Below are 18,441 nucleotides of genomic sequence, written 5' to 3' on the forward strand. Positions count from 1 at the left end.
ATGGCGTTCCCGTTCACGTCGCAGGGCTTCTGGGGACCGCTCTTCCGCCGCCGCGAGCGCGCGCAGGCCGCGCTGCGGGTGCCGGCCGCCCGGCCGCGGCGGGCCTCGAAGCGCGATCTCGTCGCCAAGCTCAAGGCGAAGTCGCACCTCGCCCTGCGGCGCGACCGGCTGATCTTCGATCCGCTCGAGCCGCGCGTCCTCCTGAGCACCGACATCACGGTCAACATCGCCACCGACGCGACGCCGGTGGCCGGCGAGCACCAGCTGCTGGTCCGGCTGATCGAAACGACGGCCATCCAGCAGGCCAACAGCGTCCAGGTCGAGCGCGTCCAGATCCTGGACCTCAAGCAGGCCGGAACGAACGGCGACCCCGGCAAGGTCCTGGCCTTCGGCGATATCGGCGAGCTGCGCTCGGTCACGATCAACGGCTCGACCGGCAAGGACGTCATCAAGGTCGATGCGGCCTCCTTCGCCGCCCTCAACAAGTATGCCGCCGCCGCCACGCTGCCGAGCTTCACCATCCTCGGGGCCGGGGGGCAGGACTCGCTCGTTCTCGAAAGCGGGCCCTCGGCGCTGTGGACGCTGACCGGGACGGACCAGGGCTCGCTGACGGCGGGCAAGTTCGCCGCGAGCTTCAGCGGCGTCGAGTCCCTGAACGGCGCGAGCGGCAGCAGCGCCACCATGGCCCTCGGCAGCGGCGCCAGCCTCAGCGGCACCTTCGGCGGGGTGAAGGACCTCTCGTTCGATCTCAGCGGCGCCCTCGGGAGCGCCGCTTCCGACCTGACCCTCGCGGCGAGCGGGGGCGGCTTCGGCCTCGGCACGACCGGCGCGGCGTCGCCGCTCGTCGCCTTCCAGGCGCCGACGACGAGCCTCGGCATCCTGCTCGGCGCGGGCAACGACACGCTCCACATCGCCAGCCTGCCGCCCTCGGTCGCGGTGTCCGTTCAGGGCGGCGCGGGCGACGACACGCTCGTCATCGATACCGGGCCGACCGCCATCGCGGGCAATGTCGACCTGTCCTTCTCGGGCGGCATCGGCAAGAACGCCGCCAATTTCGGCACCTCCGGCATCAAGGCGACCGGGACCTTCGCGTTCTCGGCCGATGCGACCTCCGCGACGGTCCTGGGCAATTCGGGGAGCCATGCCCTGTCGAGCACCGTCGACGCCGAGATGGCGCTGACGCTCGCCAGCAATGCCGTGATCCAGGGCACCTCGGTCGACGTCGCGGTGCGCAGCAGCCTCGCCCTCAATGCGGGGGCGGACGACGCGGTGCCGGCGCTGGCCTCGACCCTGTCGGTGAACGCCACCGGCTCGGCCACCGTGACCCTGGCCGGCACGGTGACGGCCACCGCGGGGGCGGCCTCGATCGCCACGCGCGTCGACAACGCCGTCACCCTCACCTCCGCGGATTCGCCGCAGCTGAAATCCGTCACCCCGGTCCTCGTCAACACCTCGACGATCGCGGTCGGCGCGGGCGGGGCGGTGAACGGCAGCACGGTCGCGCTCACCGCCGACACGACGGCCGAGGTCGCCATCACGCAGCTCGGCCTGGTGCTGCCGGGTGTCGGCACGTTGACCGGGGCTGCCAGCGGCACGGGTGACCAGATGAAGGCCGTCGCCAAGGGCGACGCGGCTCTGTCGGATGTGTTCACGCCCGCCCAGCAGGCCGCCACCGGGCTGGTCAAGAAGACCGCAACCAGCGTGACCAACGTCACGACGATCAGTGTCGACCCGTCGGCCCGGATCGTGCAGGCCGCCAGCGGTCAGGCGCCGGCCGACCCGGCCGTGACGATCGCCGCCAAGGATCGCACCGACGTCGCGACGCGCCTCGTGGCGACGGATGGCGCCGCATTGCCGATCGTCAGCGACCTCCTCAACTTCTTCGCCCTTACGGGCAACGCCACGGTCGCCCGGACGACCGGAGTGACGATCGGCGCGACGACGGGAGGAACCCTGCCGGCGGTCGGGGCGACCCCGGTCATCGACGCGGAGGGCGGTCTGTCGCTTTCCGCCGACAATCGCGGCACGGTCATCACCAGCATCGGCGCGGCGACGCCCGGCATCGGCCACGACGCCAACGGGAACGAGATCGTCGTCGCCGGGGACGGCGAGGCGAACGGCTCGCTGGAGGCGCCGATTAAGGCCGGCGCGATCACCAGCACGATCGCCGACACGGTCTCGGTCACGGTGCGCGGAGTGGCGGTCAGAGCCGCCTCGGTCGAGGCTTCCGCCACCAACGAGACCGAAATCGAGGCAACCGCCATCCAGGCACGCAACGTCCTGACCGGGACCACCCGCGCCCTCGCCGAGGCGGCACGCATCACCGCGACCGGCGCAGTCTCGTTCCTGGCGTTGGACGCGACCCAGGCCACCGCGACCGCCGTGCCGGTCGACACGAATTCGGACACCGACGAGCCCCAGACGAGCGACGCGGCCGCGCTCGGGATCGGCCGCGGCTCGGCAATCAACACCGCCGAGCGCACCATTGCGTCGGCGCTCACGAACTCGGTGGTCACTGGCACCGAGGGCGTCTCGGTCCAGGCGCAGAACTCCCTGTCGCTGACGGCCGAGGCCGAGGCCGCTGCGGTAGCCTCGAAGGTCGGCGTCGCCGGCTCGATCGCCGCCAACATCGTGCTCGGCGGCACCACCGCGACCATCGACGGCGGCACGGTCCGGGCGACGGCGAGCGACTCGGCGCTCACTGCCGGCAGGACCGGCGACGTGCGCGTCAACGCCCTCGACCTCTCGGCTATCGACGCGCGGGCGCGCAGCTCGGCCGAGGGCGGGGCCCAGGCGGGCGGCACCGCCATCGGCGGGGCGTCGGCGCTCAACATCATCGGCTACCGGCTCGGCGGCATCGCCACCGAGGCGCTCGCCGACAAGCTCACCGGCACGGCGATCGACGCCATCCTCGGCACCGCCTTCTTCTCCGCCATGGCCACCCAGGCGGTGAGCGCACGCATCACCGCCGCCACCGTGCGGGCGGACCGCGCGGTTCAGGCGAACGCCTCGAGCGCCGGCACGGTCAACGCCACGGTCAGCACGAGCGTGACCAGCGCGAGCCCCGAGCAGACCGAGGGCCAGAAGGCGAAGGAGGACCTGAAGCGCAGCGCCCTCAACACGGTGCTGGCCCGCCTGAGCCTGCCGCAGCGCAAGGACCCGTCGGCCGGCAGCGGCGGCACCGCCAGCGCGTCGAGCCGCAGCATCGGCGGCATCATCGTCCAGAACCGGATGGCGCGCGCCGCCACCGCCGAGATCACCGGCTCCGCCGTGACCAACGGCGACGCCCTCACGGTGCGAGGCACCGACGTCGCCACCATCAACGCCAACGTCAAGCTCGTCGCCTCGAGCACGGCCGAGAGCGACGGCGGCCTCGACACCGGCAAGACCAGGCCCGCGGACTTCAAGGCCAGCGCGAGCGCGCCCGTGGCGATCGCCCTCGGTCAGCGCGTCGTGCTCGATGTCCCCACGGCGATCCCGAGCTCCCCCGATCCGGTCAAGCCCGGCACGGCGGACGCGGTCGATCCCGGGAATCCCGGCACCCCCGCCACGCCTCCCGCCCCCGCGACGCTGACGCGGGTGGTCCAGCCGGGCGACGTGGTCCTCCTGAAGGAGGGCTACCCGGCCGAGAAGGGCGAGGCCGGCGCCTATTACCGCTATGCCGGGACCGCCGCCTCGGCGCCGATCAACCTCGCCACGACCGACTATACCGACGTCACGCTCTGGAAGAAGATCGGCCAGAAGGGTGCCGTCTTCGCCTATATGGGCGCCGACATCCCGAGCAGCGCAGCGACGAAGCTCGACCTCAAGACCCAGGATTACGGCAACCTCGACCTCTGGCGCCCGGTCCGCGAGGCCGAGGCCGTGCAGCGCAAGGCGACCGGCGCGGGCGCGACGGCGGCCGGCGGCATGGTGGTGCGCAACGAGATCGCGGGCGGCGCCACGGCGCAGATCGCCGGCGCCAGCACGATCGAGTCCGGCAGCGTCGAGGTCGCCGCCAACCGCAGCGCGACGATCACCGCCAAGGCCGAGGCGACGGCGGAGGCCACCGCCACCCTCAAGGACAAGGCGGATGCCGGCGACGCCAGCGCCGACACCGCCGGGACCGTCTCAGCCTTCGACAAGGCGCAGACCTCGAACGCGACCGCGCTCGCGATCAACGCGGTGATCGCCACCAACACCGTCAACGCGCTGGCGACGGCCGCGATCGACGGCGGCAGCGTGACGACGACCGGCGAGAGCGGCGACGTCGCGGTGACGGCCGAGACCGCCGGCTCGATCGAGGCCACGATCGAGGCCGAGATCACCGCGAGCGCCACCGGAGCGGCCGGCACGGGCACGGGCACGGGCACCGGCAGCGGCGGCGGCGCGACCCCGCTCGCCACCCCGCCGCGCACGACCGCCCGCGCGGCCGGCGTGCAGCTCGCCTTCAATGCCGTCGGGTACGACAGCAGCAACCTGCTGTTCGACACCCTGAACGCGGTGATCGGCACCAATCTCGGCACCGGCAGCCCGGCCCAGGCGAAAGCCACCATCGCCAACGCCGACGTCACGGCGACCGGGACGGTCAAGGCCGCGGCGCAATCGGCCGGCGCCATCACGGCCGAGCTCGGCAACAAGGTCGGCGCCAGCGTCGAGGCGGCCAACGCCTCCGCCCTCGCCGTCTCGGGCCTGGTGGCGATGAACCGCGTCAGCGGCGCGGCCACCGCCACGATCGACGGGCAGTCCGGCGCCCGGACCATCCGGGGGGCCGGCGTCGCGGTGTCCGCCACCGACGAGGCCGCGATCGAGGCCACCACCTCCGTGGGCGCGAGCGCCGCGGCGACGAAGACCGGCGACGTGACCGGCGCGACCAAGGCGGTCGATCAGCTGCTCGGCGAGTACGACTTCACCACCGCCTCCGGCACGCGCACCGTCAATTTCGGCCAGAAGATCCGGCTCGGCACCGCCTGGACCCCGACCGGTGCCGGCAAGGGCGAGGCCGGCGCGGTCTACCAGTACATGGGCGGCACGCCGCTCGCGAACGCGGTCCTGGGCGACACCGCGCGCGACTTCTCCGACTTCTCCCTCTGGAAGAAGCTCGACGAATCGAACGTCGTGCCGGGCGGCACCACCGGCTCGCAGCCGAAGGCCGGGCGCATCGACTCGACCGGCATCGGCCTGCTCTTCGACCGCAACGAGGTCTCCGGCAAGGCGCAGGCGCTGATCACCGGCGCCCGCGTCGTCGCGACCGGTTCCGACGTCACGGTCACGGCCGAATCGGGGGCGAAGATCACCGCCTCCGATGCCAGCGTGATCGAGGGTGGCAAGGGCTTCGGCGGCGTCGCCGTGACCAACACGGTGCTGAACGGGGCAAGCGCCAGCATCGCGGCGAGCACGGTCGATGGCGGCCCCGGCCTGTCCACCGGCGGGCTCGTCGGCGTCCAGGCCCGCAACACCGGCGAGATCGAGGCCAGCGCCACCGGATCGGTGGCCGGCGAGACCGCGGCGGTCGGCTTCGTGCTGGCCTTCAACGCGGTCGGCTACCAGCAGGGCAACATCCTCTTCAACGCCGTCGACACGATCGTCGGCGACCCGCTGATCGCCTCGGCGACCCAGGCGGAGCAGCCCGCCAACGCCACCGCATCGATCACCGGAACGGTGGTCAAGGCCGGCGGCGACGTCGCGGTCGGGGCCGAGAATTCCGCCCAGATCGGCGCCGAGGTCGGCAACGAGGTCACGCAGGCCACCGCCGAGGATTACGAGCACGCGGCGAAGACCGGCGCGCGCGGCGTCTCGGCCGGGGCGATCCTGGCCAGCAACAAGGTCAGCGGCCGGGCCGAGGCCTTCATCGGCGCCCCGACCGTCGGGGCGACGGTGCCCGCGACCAGCCAGGGCAGCGTCGCCTCGGCCTTCGGCGGCGTCGCCGTGACGGCGACGAACGAGGCGGGCGTGACCTCGTCGAGCACCCTCGTCAGCGCGTCGGCGGTCGACGGGGTCGTCGCCGAGGTGGCGAGGATCGCCGAGGCGCGGGCCCTCAACACCTACGACTACACGACGAAGTCGGGCACCAAGACCGTCCTGACCGGCGACCGCGTGCGCCTCGCCGCGAACTACAATCCCGGCACGGCGACCACCAAGGGAATCAACGGGCAGGTCTACGTCTATATCGGCGCGAAGGCCGCGCTCGATCTCGGCGCGGTCGATTACAGCGACGCGACGAAGTGGCTGAACGTGGCGGAGGGCGTGACCGTCACCGAGGCGCCGACGAAGCCCTCCGACACCGCCGGCACCACCTCGGACGCCAAGGCGATCACCACGGTCAGCGAGGACGCGGGCTCCAACACCACCACCACGGTCAAGAAGACCCGCGCCCGCTACTCGTCGCTCGACGGCTACCAGTACATGCGCGTCGGCGAGGCCGTGAAGCTCTCGGTCAACGACACCGAGTCCACCGGCATCCGCGGCGCGATCTACATCTATCGCGGTCCCGACAACGCCAAGGTCACGCTCCGGGGAGCGGACTATACCAGCTCGGACTGGGTGAGCGCGCTCGCCCTCTCGGCCGCGCCGCAGATCGACAAGATCGCACTGCCCCCGGCGGTGACCGGCGAGGCTACGAAGACCGACAGCGGCGTGACGCCGACGACGGAACCGGACGCCAAGGACCCGGTCACCAACGCCGTCACGGTCCCGGCCAGCGCCGCCCCGACCCCGGCCCCCGCCTCCAAGGCCTTCGGCGGCCTCATCGTCATGAACGAGGTGACCGGCGGCGCGCTCGCCCGCGTCACCGATGCCACCGTCGCGGCGCAGGGCGATCTCTCGGTCCTGTCCACCGACAAGAGCGACATCGCCGCCACGGTGGTGAGCACCGTCACCGCGTCGGGCGGCCAGGCGTTCAAGTCGGCGGCAGCGCCCGCCCCGGGCGAGCCGGCGCGCAATTCCGGCACGCTGATCGCCGCGAACGGCATCGCGGTCACCAACGTCGTGCGCGGCGGGGCCGAGGCCTCGATCCTGCGCAGCACCGCCACGGCCGCGGACGGTTCGCTCACGGTCCAGGCCGACAACGAGGCCGGCGTCGATGCGCGGCTGCGGGCCTCCTCGACCACGACGGGCGGGGACAATGGCGGCGTCTCCGGCGCCGTCACGCTCGCCTTCAACTCGGTCGGCTACCAGACCCAGAACCTGCTCTTCAACACGCTCGACGCGCTGATCGGCTCGCCGACCCTGGCGGACGCGTTCGGCGGCGAGGTCGGCTCGGGCGCCAAGGCGACGATCGTCGCCTCCAGGGTCTCGGCGGGCACCGACATCGCGGTGGCGGCCAACGCCGCCGCGGCGATCAACGCGACGGTGAGCAACGCGGCGCTCAGCAGCACCGACGCTCTCAAGGGGTCGGGCGGCAGCGGCTTCGGCGTCGTCCTCGCCTCGAACAAGGTCAGCGGCAGCGCGACCGCGGCGATCGACAATGCCGGGCTCCCGGTCGACACGGCGGGCGGCACCGACACCGCCGTGGCGGGCGGCGGGGTGCGCGTCGCGGCGGTCGATTCGAACGGCATCGCCTCGAACGTCCAGATCGTGACCAGCTCGACGGTGACCAAGTCCGACGGCGGCAAGGTCACGAATCAGAGCAAGCTCAACAAGCTCCTGCCGTCGGACTTCTCGACCGACCCGAACGAGGTCCAGGCCGCGACGGTCCAGGGCAACCTCGTGCGCAACCGCCGGGACCTGCTGCCCGCCGAGGTGACCGCCCTCGAGGACAAGGTCGTCGCCCAGGTCGCCAAGGCGAAGGAGCTCGCCAGCGGCCTCTTCGACAAGCTCCAGGGCCTGGAGGACCAGGCCAAGGGCCTGGTCGAGAAGCTCACCACCCTCGATTCGGCGCTGCTGACCGCGCTCGACGGCGCCATCGCGGATGCGATCGACGGCGTCGTCACCACGATCGCCGCCAAGGCCGACGCCTCGGTCGAGAACCAGACCCTCAAATCCGCGCTGGTCCTCGCCAAGACCAAGCTCCAGGGCGCGGTCGACGGCAAGGCCGAGGGCCGCAAGGCGGCGATCGAGGGGCTGATCGAGGCCTCCGGCATCGGGCTCCTGCGCGACGAGGCGCTGCGGGCCGGGTCCGAGGCGCAGAAGCGCCTCGGCACCCTGCTCGGTCAGGAACTCAGCGTCGCGAGCCTGAAGAAGGAGGCGCAGGCCCAGATCGACCGGATCAAGGAGCGGATCGACGGGTTCCTGGCGCCGCTCGGGCTCTCGCTCTCGGATTTCGGCGACTTCGATTCCGCCGCTGCCGCGAAGCTCACGGCGAACCGGCAGGAGGTGAGCTTCGGCACGCGGGTGCGCATCGGCGAGGGCTACACCAAGCCGACCTTCGATCTGCGCAGCGCCTCCGCCGCCACCGTCACCATCAAGACCGGCAACACGCTCGCCACCGCGGGCGGCCAGATCTGGAAATACGTCGGCACGAGCGCGATCAAGGACGCCCTCCTCGCCTCGGTCGACCTCACCACGAAGACCGCCGGCAACGCCGACTGGGTCAAGATCGCCAACAGCGCCTCGGACTACAAGGCCGGCGACATCTTCGTCTATATGGGCGCCGGCCCGGCGACGCTCGACCTCGCGGCGACGGATTTCACCAACAAGCTGCTCTGGAAGCGGTCGCTCGACTCGTCGTTCATCCCCGACGACTTCAAGCTGCCGGGCAGCGGCGCGACGCCGGCGGCGCCCGCGCCGGCCACGGACGCGAGCGAGACCCAGGCGCCGACCGGGGACCCCTCCGCGGCCAACCCGGCGGCGGCGACGCGCCCGCAATCCGCCTCGGCGCTCGGCCTCGGCGGCCTCGTGGTGCTCAACAGCGTCCACGGCGACGCGACCGCGCGGATCACGGATGCGCGCGTGACGAGCGGGACGGGCGCGATCGAGGTCGCGGCCAGCGAGACCGGGACGATCGAGGCCAAGGCCGACAGCGCCGCCACGGTGAAGTCGGCGAGCTCCTACAAGCCGACCGGCGGCCAGGCGGCCGACAGCTCGCAGACCAGAAGCCTGGCGCTCGGCGGCGTGATCGCCACCAACGCCGTCCTCGGTGCGGCCAGCGCGACGGTGCAGAACGCCACCCTCGACGGCGGCGACGGCGTCACGGTGTCGGCGGACGACACGGCGGAGATCGCCGCCACCAACAAGAACGCCACCTCCAGCGACGGCAGCGCGGTCGCGGTCACGCTCGCCTTCAACACGATCGGCTGGCGCGAGCAGAACGTCCTGTTCCGGGCGGTCGACACGCTCACGGGCGATCCGGTGATCGCCAACGCCCAGCACCTCGACGACACCCCGGCGGGCGCCCGGGCGTCGATCGCCGGGAGCGCGGTCACCACCGGCGCCGGTGCGTCGCTCGCCGTTCAGGCGACGGACCGGGCGACGATCGCCGCCACGCTGACCAACAAGGCCAGCGCCTCGAACACCGCGCTGAAGGACGCGAGCGCCCTGGCGCTCGGCTTCGCGCTGTCGAGCAACCTCGTCAACACCCGTGCCGTCGCCGAGATCGACGGCTCCGCCTCGGCGACCTCGGTGGATGCCGGCGGCGCGGTGACGATCAAGGCCTCCAGCACCGCCGTGATCGATGCGGAGAATTCCCTCTCCTCGATCGCCAGCCTCACCAAAAAGAGCCTGCTGCAGGACTTCGCCGACAAGGTTCTCGGCAACTACACCTACACGACCCTCTCGGGCAGTCGGCAGGTCAAGTTCGGCGATACGGTCTACACCAAGGACGCGTCGGGCGAGAAGATCTACGTCTATTACGGCCCCACGACCACCATCGATTTCGCGAAATTCGACCCGACGAAGTCGTGGCGGGAGAACAATCTCCGCGAGTTCGTGAAGTTCCTGCCGCCGGGGATCCTCAATCTCGGCGAGAGCAAGGACGTGGGCGGCTCCTCGCAGCCGGCCGCGGGCGGCGGCGGCACCGGCGGCGGCACCGGAGGCGGCACGGGCCAGGCGGCGGCCAAGCCCTACGCCGTCGCGGTCAGCGGCATCCTGGTCCAGAACAGCATCCGCAGCGACGCGACCGCGGCGCTGAGGGACGTCACGGTCGAGAAGGCCGGCGACGTCACGGTCCAGGCCGACCAGAGCAGCACGATCACCGCGACCGTCGCCAGCAAGGTCGAGTCGAAGCTGAAGCCCGGCCAGGAGGCGGGCAAGACCTCCCTCGCCATCGGCGGCGTGATCGCCGGCAACGCCGTTCTCGGCTCGGCGAGCGCGACGATCACCGGCAGCACGCTCGGCGACCCCGCCCAATCCGCCACGGTCGGCGCCGTGACGGCGGCCGCCACCAACGCCGCGACGATCACCGCCACGGTCGACAGCACCGTCGATTCGAGCGGGACCGCGGTCGGCGTGACGCTGGCCGCCAACAAGATCGGCGTCTCCTCGCAGAACTTCCTGCTCGACCTCGTCGACGCGATCGCCGGCACCGACCTGGCGACCACGATCCAGGGCCAGTCGCCCTTCGCCGCCCGGGCGAGCATCGCCTCGACCCCGGTCAACGCCACGGGGCCGGTCACGGTCGCCGCGCACTCGCATGCGACGATCAACAGCGCGATCAAGAATGCCGTCACCAGCATCGGCGAGGCGACGACCAGCGTCGGCGTGGTGAGCGCCCTCAACCTCGTCAAGCTGGCCACCGCCGCCGACATCACCGGGGGCGGCAGCCTGACCACCGGCGGCGTCGCGGTGACCGCGACGAGCGAGTCCGCCATCGCGGCGGATGTCAGCGCTCCGGTGACGGCGGTGGTCTACCGCCTGCCCGACACGAACGGGGCGGGCGGCACTGGCTCCGGCACCGGGACCGGCGGCAGCGGTTCCGGGAGCGGCGGCACCACCACGACCTCGATCACGGTCGGGCTGAGCATCGCCCGCAACACGATCGTCGATGCCGCGCTGAGCGCAGGCATCGACGGCGTCGACAGCCTGACCGCCACCGACGGCAAGGTCACGGTGGCGGCGCAGAGCGCGGCGGCGATCCACGCCGCGGCGGCGGCGACCGCGGTCGCGGCGATCGTCAGCAAGGAGACGGGCAACAACGTCGGCTTCGCGGGCGGCGGCGCGCTCGGGTTCAACACCATCCTGGGCGGCGTCGACGCCCATATCGCGAACAGCGCCATCCGGGCGACCGGGACCACCCGCGAGACCGCGCAGGGCACCGGCGGCAGCGGTGCGGTCGACGTCTCGGCGCGCAACGCCTCGACGATCGCGGCCGACATCGAGGCCACGGCCGCGTCGGTGGTCGTCGGCAAGGACTCCGCCTCCGCCTTCGCGATCGGCGTCTCGCTCGCCTTCAACATGATCGGCTTCTACGGAAGCGGCCTGCCGACCGGGAACGGCTTCGGCCCCGGGACCACGTCCTCCCTCGACGTCTCGGCCCGGATCACCAAGACCAAGGTGAATGCCGACCGGCGCGTCTCGGTCGCCTCGGGCTCCGCGGCGGCGGTCGACGCGTCGATCGGCGCCACCGCGGCGGCGGTCGGCGCGTCGAGCGGCGGCGGCAGCTCGGGCTCGGGCAACACCTCGCTCGCGGGAGCCGGCCTCTATGCCGGCAACAAGATCGTCACCGCCGTCACGGCGCTGATCGACGGCACCGGGCGGGCCGATGCCGCCGTCGCGTCGGGCACGGAGGGCGTCGCCGTCAGGGCGCGGGACGAATCCGCCATCACGACCAAGGCCCGCGCCATCGCGGTCGCGGCCAATGTCAGCACCAAGTCGAGCGGCAACGGCACCTCCGTCGCCATCGGCGGCTCGTTCTCGACCAACGACATCGCCAGCGACGTGACGGCGGCGATCCGCGCCGTCCCGACGGTGTCCGGCGCCGGTACGGTCTCGGCCGTGGCCGAGCGCGCGGCGAGCATCACGGCGCAGACCATCGCCGCCTCGGTCACCGCTGAGGTCAGCGGACAGGGCACGGGCTTCGGGCTGAGCGGCGGCGGCGCCGTCGCGCTCAACACCATCGCGGGCTCGACGATCGCCGAGATCACCGATTCGGCCCTCGGCTCGGGCAACGGTGCGGTCGGCGGCGTCACGGTCTCGGCAACCGACACCTCGTCGGTGCAGGCGCTCACCGGCGCCCTCTCGATCGCGGCCGGCATCGCCGCGAAGGATTCGGCGACCGGCGTCGCCGTCGGCGTCTCCGTCTCCACCAACAGCGTCGGCAGCGGCGCGCAGGTGCGCGCCTCGCTGCTGCGCAGCCCGGTCAACGCCACGGGGGCGGTCGCCGTCACGGCGAGCACGGCCCGGACGGTGGACGCCACCGTCGTCGCCGCGGCCATCGGCATCGCGGCCTCCGGCTCGGGCTCCTCGACGAGCGTCAGCCTCTCGGGGGCGGGCGCCGGCAACACCGTCGGCGCCGCCACGGTGGCGGAGATCGCCGACGCGGCGACCCTCGCGGCGAGCGGCGTCACGGTCGCGGCCGGCAACAGCTCGGCCATCACCGCCAATCTCGGCGCTCTCTCTCTCGCGGTGGCGCTCGGCCAGGAGAAGGCGGTCTCGGTGGCGCTCGGCGCCAGCGTCGCGGTCAACCGCATTGCCGGCGACGTGGCGGCCCGGGTGGCGAACGTCGCCAGCCTCGCTTCCGGCGCGGGCGGCCTGTCCGTCGCGGCGACGAATTCCGGGCGCATCAAGACCGTGGCGGCGGCGGCGAGCCTCGCCGCCGGGGCGAGCGCCAGCAGCAGCGGCGTCGGCGTGGCCGCCGCCGGGGCGGGCGCGGTCAACCTGATCGACAGCACCACCTCGGCGCTGGTCGAGGGCGGCGCCGTCACTTCCGGCGGCGCGGTCGGCGTGACCGCCGGCAGCACGCTCGCGATCCAGGCCGACATCGTCGGCGCGGCGGCGTCGATCGGCGCCTCGGGCGGCGGCTCGGCCGGAGCCGGGGCGCTCGGCGTGGCCATCGCGTACAACCAGATCGGCGCCTGGACCGCCTACGACGCGGCGACGAACCGGATCTCCGACACGCCCGTCCAGGGCAACCGCGCGGGTGTCACCGCCACCCTGCGCAACGCACGGGTCGATGCGACCGGCGCGCTCACGGTCGCCGCCGCCACGACCAACACGGTCACGGCCACGATCGTGGCGGTCGCGGCCGCGCTCTCCGGCGGCAGCCAGAACGGCGGCGCGGTCAGCGCGGGCGGCACCTTCGCCCAGAACTTCATCGGTCTCGCCACGCAGGCGACGATCGACGGCGACGGCACCGGCGCCACGCCCGGAATCCGCGCCGCGAGCGCCGCCGTGACGGCGGCCGACACCTCGACCATCACCACCACGGCCCTGTCGGCGAGCCTCGCGGTCGGCGCCGGCGGCACCACCGGCGTCGCGGTCTCGATCGGCGCGAGCATCGCGCTCAACCGGATCGCCAACGACGTCGCGGCGACGATCACGCGGGTCGACCAGGGCCTGAAGACCACGAGCGGCGGGCTCGTGCTCTCGGCGAAGTCGGCCGGCACGATCGAGGCCGTCGCGGCCTCGGCGGCCCTCAGCATCGGCGCCGGCGGCTCCAACGGCGTGGCGGTCGCCGGCGCGGGCGCCTTCGCGTCGAACGTGATCACCACCAGCACCCGGGCGACCGGAAGCGAGAGCCGGCTCGACAGCGCCGGCGACCTCGCGGTCGCGGCGGAGGCCTCCGCCGCCATCACCGCGCGCATCGTGGCGGCCTCGCTCGCCGCCGGGGTCGGCGGCAGCAATGGCGTCGGGGTCGGCATCGGTGCGGCGGCGGCCGAGAACCGCATCGGCACCTGGACCAGCACCGGCAGCGGCAAGGACCGGCGCGACACCCTGGCGGCCGGCGGCGGCACCGTCGTCGAGGCCTCGCTCACCCGCGTGAGGACGCAGGCGACCGGCACCCTCAGCCTCGACGCGCAGTCGAAGAACACCATCAACGCCCTCGTGGCCGCGGCCTCGGTGGCGATCGGCGGCGGCGGCAGCACCGGCGTCGGCGTCGCCGCCGGCGGCACCGTGGTGGTCAACGCCATCGCGGTCTCGGCCCGGGCCTTCATCGAGGGAGCCGGCGTCCAGGGCAGCGCCATCGCCAGCAACGCCGTCACCGCGGGGGCGGTGCGGATCAGCGCCACCGACAGCTCGGCCATCGCGGCGACCGCCGGCACCGCCTCGATCAGCGCCGGCCTCGGCGGCTCGGCGGGCGTGGGCGTCTCGGTGGGCGTCGCGCTCGCCCTCAACAGCATCGCCAACACGGTCGAGGCGGCGGTCGCCGACGTGACGGACGGGCTCTCGGCGACGGGGGCGGTCTCCGTGGCGGCGCGCAGCGCGGCCACGATCTCCACCAGCACCACCGCGGCGGCGGTCAGCGTCGGCGGCGGCGGCTCGGCCGGCGTGTCGGTCTCGGCCGGCGGCGCCTTCGCGTTCAACGCGATCGTCACGGCGACGAAGGCGCATGTCGACGCCAGCCGGATCACCGGCAGCGCCAGCCTCGCGGTCGCCGCGGAGGCCGCCTCCACCATCACCGCCACCGTGCTCGCCGCAGCCTTCTCGGCCGGGGCCGGCGGCTCGGCCGGCATCGGCGTCGGGGTGGGGGCCTCCGCGGCCGCCAACCAGATCGGCGCCTGGTCGACGAGCGGCAGCGACCGCAACCGCGTCGACACGCCGACGATCGGCGGCGAATCGAGCGTGCTCGCCACGATCGCCGGCAGCAGCATCGCCACCACCGGCGCGCTCGCGGTGACGGCGACCTCGAACCAGACCATCGAGGCCCAGGTCGCGGCCGCATCGGCCGCCATCGGCGGCGGCGGCTCGGCCGGCGTCGGGGTGGCGGCGGCGGGCGTCGCCGTCACCAACGCGGTCGGCGTCGTCACCCGGGCGGTCATCGACGGGGACGGGGCGACCGGAATCGCGGCCGGCAGCGTCGCGCTCGACGCCTCGGACCGGTCGAGCATCCGGGCCCTGGCCGGATCGGCCTCCCTCGGCGGCGCCGGCGGTGGCGCCGCCGGTGTGGCGGTCGCGGTCGGATTCACCCTCGCCCTCAACAGCGTCTCGGGCGCGGTCGAGGCGGCGATCCGCAACACGGATACCGGCCTCACCGCCCAGACCGGCGACGTGACCGTCACGGCCCGCCGGACGGGCAGCATCTTCGCGGCGGCCGCGGCGGCGGCTTTGTCGGTCGCGGGCGGCGGCGCGGCCGGCATCGGCGTCAGCGGCGGCGGCGCCTTCGCGTCGAACGCGATCCTCGGCTCGGTCAACGCGACCGTGCAGGCGAGCCGCGTCACCAGCGCGGGGGCGCTCGCCGTCAGTGCCGCGGCGAGTTCCGCGATCACCGCGATCATCTCCGCGGTGGCTGCCGCGGGCGGCGGAGGCGGCGCGGCCGGCGTCGGCGTCGCCATCGGCGTCGCGGGGGCCGAGAACCGGATCGGCGGCTGGTCGAGCGGCGTCGACGGGAGCGGCCAGCGGGTCGATACCGCGACCGGCAGCGCCATGGGCGTGCAGGCGGCGGTCATCGATTCCGCGCTGGCCGTCACCGGCGCCCTCGGCGTCACCGCGACCGCCGAGCAGGCGATCACCGCGACCATCGTCGCGGCCGCCGCGGCGATCAACGGCGGCGGCGCGGCCGGCGTCTCGGTGACGGCGGCCGGCTCGGTCGCCGCCAACGCGATCGCGGTGGCGACGCACGCGATCATCCAGGGCGACGGCACCGGCATCCGCGCCGGCAGCGTCACGGTCTCGGCGCGGGACGCCTCGGCGATCAGCGCGATCACCGGGGCCGCCTCGCTGGCGGGCTCCGGCGGCGGCGCCGCGGGCGTGAGCGTGGCGGTGGGCTTCGCGCTCGCCCTCAACAGCATCGCCGACGACGTGCAGGCCTCGATCGACGGGGCGAATGACGGCCTCGCCGCCACGGCGGGCAGCATCTCGGTCGCCGCCACCAGCACCGGCACGATCCGGGCGGTCTCGGCGGCGGCGGCGGTCACGATCGCCGGCGGTGGCGCCGCCGGCGTCGGCGTCTCCGGCGGCGGCGCGGGAGCGCGCAACGCCATCGGCTCGAAGACCGACGCCTTCGTGACCAACAGCCGCCTCTCCGCGCAGGGCGCGGTGGGCATCGCCGCGAGCGCGGATGCGGCCATCACGGCGAGCATCGACGCGGCGGCGGCCTCGGGCGGCGGCGGCGGCGCGGCCGGCATCGGCGCGGCGATCGGCATCGCGGCGGCGAGCAACCAGATCGGCAACGGGAGCGAGGTCCAGGCCTACATGGCCGGCTCCACGCTCGACGCCACAGGTGCGCTCAGCGTCAACGCCCTGTCGCAGCAGACGATCCAGGCCCTGCTGGTGGCGGCCTCGGCCTCGATCCAGGGCGGCGGCGCGGCGTCGGCCAGCGTCGCCGGCTCGGTCAGCGGCGTCGTCAACACCGTCACTGTGCCGACGCGGGCCTTCATCCGCGATGCCGCCGCCGGCGGCATCCGGGCGGCGAGCGTCGCCGTCACGGCGGCGAACCGCGCCACGATCACGGCGATCGCCGGAGCGGTCGGCGTGGCGGGCGGCGGCGCGGGCGTCGCCAGCGTCGGCCTCACGGTCGCCGCGACGGTGGCGACCAACACCATCGCCAACGACACCGAAGCCTATCTGCGCGACCTCGGCAACGGGCTGACCGCCACGGGCGGCGGCGTCGCGGTCTCGGCCACCGACGGCGCGAGCATCGCCGCCACCGTCTCGGCGGCGACCATCAGCCTCGGCGGCGCCGGCATCGCCAACGTCCAGGTGGCGGGCGGCGGCGCCTCGGCGCTCAACGTCATCACCGGCAGCACCCGGGCCCTCGTCGACACCAGCGGCACGGGGCTCAACAGGATCACCAGCGCGGGCGACGTCGCCGTGACGGCGGCGAGCACCGCCGCGATCGCCGCGACCGTGGCCTTCGCCAGCGTGGCGGGCGGCGGCGCCGGCATCGCCAGCGTCCCGGTGGCGCTCGGCCTCGGCGGCGCGCAGAACCTGGTCGGCACGTGGTCGACGGACGACAACGGCCAGCGCCGCGAGCGGCCGCTCCAGACCGGCAGCAGCGCCGTCCAGGCGCGCATCGCCGACACCCGCCTCGACGCGCAGGGCGGCGTCGCGGTGTCCGCGACATCCACCAGCACCATCCGGGCGACCGTCACGGCGGCCGCCGCGGTGGTCACCGGCGCCCTCGTCGGCGTCGGCGTCGCCGGGGCGGGGTCCTATTCGGGCAACGCGATCGGGCTCTCTACCAGCGCCTCGATCGATGGCGCCACCACGCAGGTCACGGCCGGCGACGTCAGCGTCACGGCGCGGGACACCGCGACGGAATCGGTGTCCGTCGGCACCGCCGCCATCGCGGCGGCCTTCGGCGCCGTGGGCGTCGCGCCCGCGATCGGCGTGGCGACCGCCCTCAACGTCATCACCAGCACCGTCACGGGCGCGATCAACGCGGCCACCGTGACCGCCCGCACCGGCGGCGTCGCCGTCCAGGCGCTGTCGACGCCCACCATCAGCGCCGACGTGGCGGCGGCCTCCGCCGCCCTGTCGGGCGGCGGCGTCGGCGTCAGCGTGGCCGGCGGCGGCGCCGTCGCCACCAACCTGATCGGCGGCGCGACCCGGGCGACCGTGATCGACGCCACGCTCGGGGCCGGGACCGGCATCACCGTGCATGCCGAGAACAATGCGGCGATCACCGCCCGCACGGTCGCGCTGGCGGCCGCGGCCTCGGTGGGTGGCGTGTCCGTCGGGGTCAGCCTCGGCGTCAGCACCGCGTTCAACATCATCGGCTTCACCACCCAGAACCGCGAGATCCTCGACGGGACGACCGCCCGCCAGGCTCTCGCGGTCGAGGCCCTGGCGAGCAACGCGAGCCTGACCGCCAGCGGCCGGCTCGAGGTCAGCGCGCAGGCGAACCAGGCCATCACGGCGCTCACCGCCGCCGGCGCCGTCGCGATCGGCGGCGGCGGGGCGGCCAGCGCCCAGGGCGCCGGGGCCGGGGCGGGCACCCGCAACGAGGTGTCGGCGGGGGTCACCGCGCATATCGAGGGCAGCGGCGCGGGCATCCGCGCGGGCGACGTCGCCGTCACGGCGGCGGATACCTCGCGGGTCTCGGTGAGCGTCGGCGCGGCCTCGGTCGCCGCGAGCTTCGGCGCCATCGCGGGCTCGGTCGCGATCGCGGTCGCCACCGCGACCAACACCATCTCCAACGACGTCGTCGCCCGGATCGGCGGGACCACCGGCGGCCTCGCCGCCGCCGGCTCCGTGACCGTGCGGGCGACCGAGGCCGCGAGCCTCACCAGCCGCGCGGCGACCGCCTCGCTCGCCGGGAGCTTCAGCCCGTTCGGCTTCAGCCTCGCCGGGGGCGGCGCGGCCACGATCGACCGGGTCGACAGCCGCACCTCCGCCACCATCGCGTCGGGCGGCAGCGTCACGGCCGCGGGCGACGTGACCGTGGACGCGCAGGACACCACCTCGGTCGACAGCGCGGTGCTCAGCATC

At 73.9% G+C, this 18,441-nt stretch carries 1 protein-coding gene (only partly in view); it reads left to right on the plus strand.

Features of this window, described 5'->3' with window-relative positions; all coding sequences use genetic code 11:
* A protein-coding gene (locus tag DA075_RS36570; protein WP_099953619.1) for an LEPR-XLL domain-containing protein crosses the window boundary here: on the plus strand, positions 1–18,441 show its 5' portion. Its footprint extends 27,057 nt past the window's final position; only the first 18,441 of its 45,498 coding nucleotides appear in the window; it begins with the start codon at positions 1–3; the stop codon falls past the right edge of the window.

It is taken from the genome of Methylobacterium currus (assembly GCF_003058325.1).
GTDB classification, from domain to species: Bacteria; Pseudomonadota; Alphaproteobacteria; order Rhizobiales; family Beijerinckiaceae; genus Methylobacterium; species Methylobacterium currus.